This is a genomic window from Streptomyces sp. 8L (assembly GCF_020176795.1).
Lineage (GTDB): Bacteria > Actinomycetota > Actinomycetes > Streptomycetales > Streptomycetaceae > Streptomyces.
Genome location: NZ_JAIUKE010000482.1, coordinates 1 through 8,931, shown reverse-complemented (window position 1 = coordinate 8,931; position 8,931 = coordinate 1). Strand labels below are relative to the sequence as shown.

Below are 8,931 nucleotides of genomic sequence, written 5' to 3'. Positions count from 1 at the left end.
GGGCGGGCCGGCGTCGCGAGGATCTCCTCCAGCACCGTCTGGAGCACGGCCGGACTGCCGGGCGCGGCCCGCGGCCCCGCCCACTCCAGACTCGCCACGACGATCTGCCAGTTCGGCGCGGCGCCGCCCCCCCCCCCCCGCCCCAGCGCCCAGCCCCCGGTGCGGGCGACGGCAGGGCCCGAACGGCGTATCCGCGGCCGGTCCGTGTCCCGTGCGCATTCTTCGTTCCCGCCGGGGTACGCGGCGGGCGTCGCCGGCCGCGGAGGGCAGGCGTCCGTTGCGGGATACGGGTCCCCGGGTGAGGCTGATGCGGGGGCCGTAAGGCGCTGGAGGTAGCGATGGGTGTCCGCAGGCTGGTCAACAGGTGGCCCGTCTACCGCCAGCTCACGGGGGCCGACCCGCTCGCCCGGGGCAGCGCGGCCACGTCACCGGTCACCGAGGGTCTCAGGCCGCGTACGGACACGGCGGACCGCGTCGTCAAGTCCGTCTGCCCGTACTGCGCGGTCGGCTGCGGCCAGCAGGTGTACGTCAAGGGCGACGCGGTCGTGCAGATCGAGGGCGACCCCGACTCGCCCGTCAGCCGGGGGCGGCTGTGCCCGAAGGGCTCCGCCACGCTCCAGCTGACCACGGGCGACGCGCGCCGCCACGAGGTCCTCTACCGCCGCCCGCACGGCACCGAGTGGGAGCGGCTCGATCTGGAGACGGCCATGGACATGGTCGCCGACCGGGTGGTCGAGACCCGGCGGCGCACCTGGGAGTGGGAGTACGACGGACGGCGCACGGCGCGGACGATGGGGATCGCGAGCCTCGGCGGCGCCACCCTCGACAACGAGGAGAACTACCTCATCAAGAAGCTGCTGACGGGCCTCGGCGTGGTCCAGGTGGAGAACCAGGCGCGCGTGTGCCACAGCTCCACCGTCGCGGGCCTCGGGACCTCGTTCGGCCGGGGCGGCGCCACCACGTTCATGCAGGACCTCCAGCACTCCGACTGCATCGTCATCCAGGGGTCCAACTACGCCGAGGCGCACCCGGTGGGCTTCCAGTGGGTCATGGAGGCGAAGGCCAGGGGCGCGAAGATCATCCACGTGGACCCGCGCTTCACCAGGACCAGCGCCCTGGCGGACCTGCATGTCCCGATCCGCGCGGGCAGCGACATCGCCTTCCTCGGCGGCATCGTCAACCACGTACTGAGCGAGGAGAAGGACTTCCGCGAGTACGTCCTGAACTACACGAACGCCGCCACGCTGGTCGGGGAGGACTTCCGGGACACCGAGGACCTGGGCGGCGTCTTCTCCGGCCTGGACAGCGAGGGGCACCGCTACGAGCCGGGGAGCTGGCAGTACGAGGGCGCGCAGGTCCAGGCGCCGGCGGGGGACCCCGACCAGCAGTACGAGGCCCGGGAGGGTTCGGACGGCGAAGGCGGCCCGGACGCGGGCGGGCCGTCGGACGCGGGCGCCGGCCGGGGCCTGGAGGCGGGCCGCCGCATCGGCGCGGCGGGCGGCTCGGAGACGCACGGCTCGGGCGGCGCCCAGACCCGCTCGGCCGCGCCCCGCGACGAGACGCTCCAGCACCCCCGGTGCGTCTACCAGATCCTGAAGCGCCACTACGCCCGCTACACCCCCGAGCTGGTCGAGCAGGTCTGCGGCATCCCCCGGGAGACGTTCCTCGCCGTGTGCGACGCGCTGACGTCGAACTCCGGGCGCGAGCGCACCAGCGCCTTCTGCTACGCGGTCGGCTGGACCCAGCACACCGTCGGCTCCCAGTACATCCGCGCGGCCAGCGTGCTCCAGCTGCTGCTGGGCAACATCGGCCGCCCGGGAGGCGGCATCCAGGCGCTGCGCGGCCACGCCTCCATCCAGGGGTCGAGCGACATCCCCACGCTGTTCAACCTGCTGCCCGGCTACCTGCCGATGCCCCACGCGCACGCACACGAGGACCTGGACACCTTCGTCGACGCGAGCAAGACCGACAAGGGCTTCTGGGGAAACATGCGGGCCTACTTCGTCAGCCTGCTCAAGGCGTACTACGGGGACGCGGCCACCGCGGAGAACGACTTCTGCTTCGACCACCTGCCGCGGCTCACGGGCTCCCACGCCACGTACGACACCGTTCTCGCGCAGCTGGACGGCAGGTGCAAGGGCTACTTCCTGATGGGGGAGAACCCGGCGGTCGGCTCCGCGAACACCCGGCTCCAGCGGCTCGGGATGGCCAACCTGGAGTGGCTCGTCGTCCGGGACTTCTCCCTGATCGAGTCCGCGACCTGGTGGAAGGACGGCCCGGAGATCGAGACCGGCGAGCTGCGCACCGAGGACATCGGCACCGAGGTGTTCTTCTTCCCGGCCGCGGCCCACACCGAGAAGTCCGGCTCGTTCACCAACACCAACCGGTGGGTCCAGTGGCACCACACGGCCGTGGAGCCGCGGGGCGACGCGCGCAGCGACCTGTGGTTCATGTACCACCTCGGACGGCGCGTCAAGGAGCGCCTGGCCGGCTCCACCGATCCGATGGACCGGCCGGTCCAGGACCTCACCTGGGACTACCCGGTCGAGGGTGAACTCGCCGAGCCCATCGCGGATGCCGTACTCGCCGAGATCAACGGGCACGCGGCGGACGGCTCACCGCTCAGCGCCTACACCCAGCTGAAGGACGACGGCTCCACCCGCTGCGGCTGCTGGATCTACTGCGGCGTCTACGCCGACGGGGTGAACCAGGCGGCCCGCAGGAAACCCGGCTCCGAACAGGACTGGGTGGCGGCCGAGTGGGCCTGGGCGTGGCCCGCCAACCGGCGCATCCTCTACAACCGCGCCTCCGCCGCCCCCGACGGAACACCGTGGAGCGAGCGGAAGGCGTACGTGTGGTGGGACGGCGAGGCCCGCAGGTGGACCGGCCACGACGTGCCGGACTTCGTACCGGACCTGGCTCCCGACCACGTACCGCCGGAAGAGGCCAGGGGCCCCGAAGCCCTGCGCGGGGACGACCCGTTCATCATGCAGGCGGACGGCAAGGGCTGGCTGTACGCCCCGGCGGGCCTGGAGGACGGGCCGCTGCCGACCCACTACGAGCCGCAGGACTCGCCCTTCCCGAACGCGCTCTACCCGGACGTCCCCCGTTCCCCCGTACGGCAGTTGATGGAGCGCGAGGGCAACCGCTTCCACCCGAGCGGGGACGAGCCGGGCGCCGGGGTGTATCCGTACGTGGTGACGACGCACCGGCTCACGGAGCACTTCACCGCCGGCGGGATGTCCCGGTGGTCCCCCTATCTCGCCGAGCTGCAACCGGAGTTCTTCTGTGAGCTCTCGCCCGAACTGGCGGCGGAACGCGGGCTGGAGAACGGCGGCTGGGCCACCATCATCACGGCCCGCAACGCGGTGGAGGCGCGGGTCCTGGTGACGCGGCGGCTTCGGCCGCTCACCGTCCACGGCCGTACGGTCCACCAGATCGGCCTCCCGTTCCACTGGGGACCGAACGGGGTCAGTACCGGCGACGCGGCCAACGAACTCGTCGCGATGGCGCTCGACCCCAACGCGCACATCCAGGAGGACAAGGCCCTGACCGCGGACATCGTGGCGGGCCGCAGGCCGCGCGGCCCCGGCCTGCCGAAGCTGGTGGAGGAGTACCGGGCCAGGGCCGGCATCACCGGCGAAACCGGAACGGAGACGGTCAAGTGAGCGACGTGGCAAGCCCGTCGGGCCATCTGCTGAGCGGGCCCGAACCCGACCCGGCGGGCGACGCGGGACACACCGGCGCGCCGCCCCGCGTCGGGTTCTTCACCGACACCTCGGTGTGCATCGGCTGCAAGGCCTGCGAGGTGGCCTGCAAGGAGTGGAACGCGATCCCCGAGGACGGCATCTCGCTGTCCGGCATGAGCTACGACAACAGCCTGGGCCTCGGCGCCTCCACCTGGCGGCACGTGGCGTTCATCGAGCAGCAGGTCCCCGTGCCGTCACCCGAGGGGCGGACACAACTCCCGCTGCTCGACGGCGAAGCGCGGTCCGACGCTCACCGGCCCCCGGAGGAGGCGCACGCGGCGGGGGACGACAGCGGCATGCGGTGGCTGATGTCCTCCGACGTCTGCAAGCACTGCACCCACGCCGCCTGCCTTGACGTGTGCCCGACCGGTGCCCTCTTCCGCACCGAGTTCGGCACCGTGGTCGTCCAGGAGGACATCTGCAACGGCTGCGGCTACTGCGTGCCCGCCTGTCCCTACGGTGTGATCGAGCAACGCCCGGAGGACGGGCGGGTGTTCAAGTGCACCCTGTGCTACGACCGGCTCGGGGCCGGCCAGGAACCGGCGTGCGCCAAGGCCTGCCCCACGGACTCCATCCAGTTCGGGCCGCTCGACGAACTGCGGGAGCGGGCGGCGCTGCGCGTCGACCAGCTGCACGAGGCGGGCGTCACCGACGCGCGCCTGTACGGGGAGGACCCCGGGGACGGGGTGGGCGGCGACGGGGCGTTCTTCCTCCTGCTGGACGAGCCCGAGGTCTACGGACTGCCGCCCGCGCCCGTCGTAACCACCCGCGACCTGCCCGCCATGTGGCGGCACGCCGCGGTCGCCGCGCTCTCCCTCGCCGGAGGCGTCGCCGTGTCGTTCGCCGCCGCCGCACTGCCCGGAAGGAAGGCCCGCCGATGACCGGTTCCGATGTCACCCGGGACGGAGTACGCGGGCAGCGCCCGGGCCGCGAGGCGTCCCCGAAGGCCCTCCAGCCGGCCGGCCGACGCCGACGCGGGCGCCGTCGGGGCGAGGAACTCATGGTGCCGCGCGCTGAGTTCGACTCGTACTACGGGCGTCCCGTCATCAAGCCGCCGTCCTGGTCGGCCACCGACATCGCGGGATACTTCTTCTTCGGCGGGCTCGCGGGGGCCGGGTCGGTCCTGGCCGCCGGCGCGCAGGCGACGGGGCGACCCACCCTGGCGCGGGCCATGAAGATCTCCTCGATCGGCGCGCTGTCCCTGTCGACCGCCGCGCTCATCCACGACCTCGGCAGGCCCGCGCGCTTCCACCACATGCTGCGGGTGTTCAAGCCGACGTCTCCCATGAGCGTCGGCTCCTGGCTCCTCGCGGGATACGGCTCCTTCGCGGGGGCGGCGGCCGCGAGCGCCGTCACCGGCAGGCTGCCCCGCGCGGGCGCCGCAGCGACGGCCGGCGCGGCGCTGTTCGGGCCCGCGGTCGCCGCCTACACCGCGGTGCTCGCGGCCGACACCGCCGTACCCGCCTGGCACGGCGCCCACCGCGAACTGCCGTACGTCTTCGTCGCGTCGGCGACGGCGGCGGCGTCCGGCATGGCGCTCGCCGTGGCACCGACCGCGGAGAACACCCCCGCCCGGTACGCGGCGGCCCTGGCGGCCGTCGGCGACGTGGCGTCCATGAGCCTGGCCGAACGCCGCCTCGGGATGGTCGCGGAGACCTACCGCACCGGCCGCGCGGGCACCCTGCTGCGGGCGGCGCGGGCGCTCACCGTCGGCGGTGCCGCCTGCGCGGCGCTCCTCGGGCACCGCCGCCGCGCGGCGGCGGCCGGCGGCGGCGCGATGCTGCTCGCCGGGTCCGCCTGCACCCGGTTCGGCATCTTCGCGGCGGGCGTCGCCTCGGCGGAGGACCCGGTGTACACGGTGGCGCCGCAGCGCGAAGCCCTGGAACGCCGGGCCCGCGAACGCGAGGCGGCAGCCGGCTCCTGAGACGACCGGGGGCCCACGGTCCGCCGGTCGCCGTCGCCGGTCCGCCGGTCCGCCGGTCCGCCGGTCTGCCGGTCCGCTGGTCGCCGTTGCCGGTCTGCCGGTCGCCGGTCGCCGTCGCCGGTCCGCCGCCCCGCCCGTCCGGCCGGATGTGCCTTTCGGGGTGCGGCGCTCAGTCCCCCCGTACGACCCGGACGCTCTTCACCTCGGGGTCTGCGGCGTCGGGCACCACCATGCCGGCGTCGACGCCGCTGCGCAGGTATTCCATCACCTCGCGGCCGAGCACCTCCCCGGGGAGCGCGGCGGGGATGCCCGGTGGGTACGGAGTGAGCACCTCGGCGCAGATCCGTCCGGCGGCCCGCCGCCACGGCACGTGCTCGACCGGGCCGAAGTACGCGTCCCTCGGCAGCGTCGCCTGTTCCAGCCGCAGGCCCGGCGGACTGGGTACCTCGATCCCGGGCGCGGTCCGCAGCTCGGCCGCGTGGTCGGAGACGTCCCCCAGCGCCCCGAGCAGGGCTTCGGCGGTGCGATGGTCGTCGGCATGGGTGAGCTGCGCGTTGATCCTGCGGTGGTCGGCCGTGTGCAGATTGACCCGGTGGTGCTCCCGGGCCCAGTCGTTGACGCGGTAGCCGGTCGTCCCGAGGGCCGATACGTCGATCATGATCTGGAGGGGGTCCAGGTCGTTCGAACGGCCCGGGCCACAGAAGTCGCTCCTGCCGTGTACGTGCATGCCGTCGATCGCCTCGATCGCGCTCCGTACGGACTCGGCGAGGGCGAGCGCGTCGTCGTACAGCGCCCGGCCGTACTCCACCATCTGGCGGCGCCAGCCGTCGAGGGCGGCGTAGACGAGCACGGACGGGCTTGTCGTACCGAGCAGGTCGGCACGGCTCCGCAGCACCTCCGGCGCGATCAGGTCGCCCTGGAGATGGAACACCGAGCCCTGTTCGAGTCCTGACCCCATCTTGTGGACGGACGTGACGCAGACATCGGCCCCCGCGTCCATCGCCCAGGTGGGCAGCCGGGGGTGGAAGGGGAGGTGCGCGCCCCACGCCTCGTCCACGATCAGCGGCCGGCCCCGCTCGTGGCAGACACGCGCGATCGCACCGAGGTCGGAGCACGTGCCGTAGGGGGTGGGGGTGGTGACGAGCGCGCCCCGGGCGTCCGGGTGTTCGTCGAACGCGGCCCGGAAGGCGGCGGCGGCCGGGGGGTGCGCGAGGTGCCGGTCCCGGTCCCACCGCGGATCGACCCAGACGGGCCGGATTCCCGCCAGGACGAGCCCGGACACCACGGATTTGTGCACGTCCCGCCCGACCAGCAGCTTCTCGTGCGGCCCCGCCACCGCCAGCATCGCGGCCTTGACCGACAGGGAGCTGCCGCAGGTGGAGAAGAAGGTGTGCTGGGCGCCCACGGCGTCAGCCATCAGGGCCTCGGCACGCCGCAGCACGCCGCCGGACGACGACCGGTCGTCGAGACCGCTGATGGCCAGCACGTCCGACCGGAAGACGGCGTCGCCCAGAACGGAGCGGACGCGGGGGTCGGCCCCTCTTCCCTGCTTGTGCCCCGGCGGGGTGAAGGGGGTCTGTCCGGTCGTGTGGTAGGCGTGCAGCGCTTCGAGTACGGGAGCACGGGAGTGGTCCATGACCATCGGATTCCCCGGCGCCGTGCGCGCGATGCGCCGCCCGGTCGCGGTGCACCGGACGGCCTACGCCGGCCGGCCGCACATGGGCGGTACGGCGGGGGTACGGCGGGGTACGGCCGTACGGTCCGGCTATGCGCCGGCCTGCCTGACCGCGGCGGCGACCTGGGCGCGGGCGGCGTGAGAGGGGGCTCCGTGGCCCGGAAGGACCCAGGACGCGCGCAGCCGGGCGAGCTGCTCCAACGAGGCGCGCGACGCTTCCGGGTCGTCCGTGAAGGGGGCGGGCCCCGGGCCCGTGCGGCCGGTCAGCACGTGCCGGGTCGTCAGGGCGTCCCCGACGAAGACGGCGTCGGCGAGCGGCACATGCACGGCGACGCTGCCCGGCGAGTGCCCCGGCATCGGCACGATCACGGGGCGGCCGGGAAGGTCGAGGACGTCGCCGTCGTGGACCTCGGTCACCTCCCGCACGTAGGTGGTGCGCAGTCCGTTCTTGCGCAGGGAGTACGAGAGGAAGCCCAGCATGGGGCCGATCCTCATGGGGCCCATCGAGGTCTTGGGCTTCTCGCCCGTGCGCGCGCGGTCGGCGTCGGCGGTGTGCACGTAGACGGGTACGCCGTACTCGCGCCGCAGCCGTTCGGCGAAGCCGATGTGGTCGGAGTCCCCGTGGGTCAGCACGAGTCCCCGGATGTCGGCGGCGGACTTGCCCAGGGACCGCAGCTCGTCCTGCAGGTCGTTCCAGTGGCCGGGGAGGCCCGCGTCGATGAGTGTGATGCCCTCGTCGGTGTCGATCAGATAGCACGCCACCACGTCATTGCCGAGGCGGTGAAGGTGCGGAGCGAGCTTCATGGCTTGCCTTCCGGGGTATGTGGGCGACTACGATGGCTACGATACATAGCCTTGATGGCTATGGGCAATAGCTTTGCGGCGGCGCCTGTGTGGACAGCGGCTGCGCGGAGAGCCGTTGTGCTGACAGCGGCTGTGCGGAGAGTGGTTGTGCTGACGGCGGTTGTGCCAAGCAGCTGTACGGACAAGAGTTTCACCGGGCGCGAAAGGGCGGAACATGCCGACTCCTGAGAAGACCTCACTGAGCGCGATCGTCGCGGCGGGCCGCGACATCCTGGAGTCGGGCGGGCCCGACCGGCTGACGATGCAGGGCGTCGCCACCCGCGTCGGAGTGCGCGCGCCGTCCCTGTACAAGCATGTCCGCGACCGCGCGGGCCTGCTGTCCGCCGTGGCGGGGGCGATCGTGGACGGCCTCATCGAGCGGCTCGCGGCAACCGACGGCTCATTCGAAGAGCTGATCAGCGCCTACCGCGACTACGCGCGGGAGAACCCCGAGGGGTTCCGGCTGGTGATGCTCGCCGCCCACGCGCCGCTGGAGTCCCTCGAACGCGCCGTCCTCCCGATCCTGGACGCGACCCGGCGGCTGGTCGGCGAGGAGGCCGCGCTCGACGCCGCGCGCCTGGTGACCTCGTGGGCCACCGGCTTCATCCAGATGGAGCTCACCGGGGCCTTCCGGCTCGGGGGCGACGTCGACCAGGCGTTCGCCTACGGCCTCGCCCACATGCGCCGCGCGCTCGCGGACGCCTGAACGGCCGCCGGGGCGGACGGCGGGCCTCGGGGGG

At 73.3% G+C, this 8,931-nt stretch carries 7 protein-coding genes; 5 read left to right on the top strand and 2 right to left on the bottom strand.

From position 1 onward, the window contains the following. The first annotated feature begins 338 nt into the window (after positions 1-338). Genes fdh through nrfD form a run of 3 tightly spaced genes read left to right on the top strand, consistent with a single transcriptional unit; the run spans position 339 to position 5,673 of the window. A complete protein-coding gene (gene fdh, locus LCE31_RS31805; protein WP_225020556.1) occupies positions 339-3,668 on the top strand; it encodes a formate dehydrogenase in 3,330 nt (1,109 codons plus the stop codon). After that, a complete protein-coding gene (locus LCE31_RS31800; RefSeq protein ID WP_225020554.1) occupies positions 3,665-4,630 on the top strand; it encodes a 4Fe-4S dicluster domain-containing protein in 966 nt (321 codons plus the stop codon). Before fdh ends, LCE31_RS31800 begins: the two co-directional genes overlap by 4 nt. Then, positions 4,627-5,673 (top strand): NrfD/PsrC family molybdoenzyme membrane anchor subunit, encoded by a 1,047-nt coding sequence (gene nrfD / locus LCE31_RS31795; RefSeq protein WP_225020552.1) that lies wholly within the window; start codon positions 4,627-4,629, stop codon positions 5,671-5,673. The genes LCE31_RS31800 and nrfD overlap by 4 nt, the downstream gene beginning before the upstream one ends. 169 nt (positions 5,674-5,842) lie before the next feature. Here the strand turns inward: nrfD and LCE31_RS31790 are convergent, their stop codons facing one another. Then, positions 5,843-7,309 carry an aminotransferase class I/II-fold pyridoxal phosphate-dependent enzyme gene (locus LCE31_RS31790; RefSeq protein ID WP_225020550.1) on the bottom strand — a complete coding sequence of 489 codons (1,467 nt, stop codon included), beginning with the start codon at positions 7,307-7,309 and terminating at the stop codon, positions 5,843-5,845. On the opposite strand from LCE31_RS31790, the gene LCE31_RS31785 reads away from it, so the two are divergent. Continuing rightward, positions 7,308-7,490, top strand: a complete 183-nt coding sequence (locus LCE31_RS31785) for a hypothetical protein (protein WP_225020548.1) — start codon at positions 7,308-7,310, stop codon at positions 7,488-7,490. The two genes, LCE31_RS31790 and LCE31_RS31785, sit on opposite strands and share 2 nt — an antisense overlap. On the opposite strand, the gene LCE31_RS31780 is transcribed toward LCE31_RS31785, so the two are convergent. Further along, complete coding sequence (locus LCE31_RS31780; RefSeq protein ID WP_225020546.1) at positions 7,439-8,152, bottom strand: MBL fold metallo-hydrolase; 714 nt, start codon at positions 8,150-8,152, stop codon at positions 7,439-7,441. The genes LCE31_RS31785 and LCE31_RS31780 overlap by 52 nt on opposite strands. Positions 8,153-8,366: 214 nt before the next feature. Between LCE31_RS31780 and LCE31_RS31775 the strand changes: the two genes are divergently transcribed. Continuing rightward, complete coding sequence (locus LCE31_RS31775) at positions 8,367-8,897, top strand: TetR/AcrR family transcriptional regulator (RefSeq protein ID WP_225020544.1); 531 nt, start codon at positions 8,367-8,369, stop codon at positions 8,895-8,897. Positions 8,898-8,931: the final 34 nt, after the last annotated feature.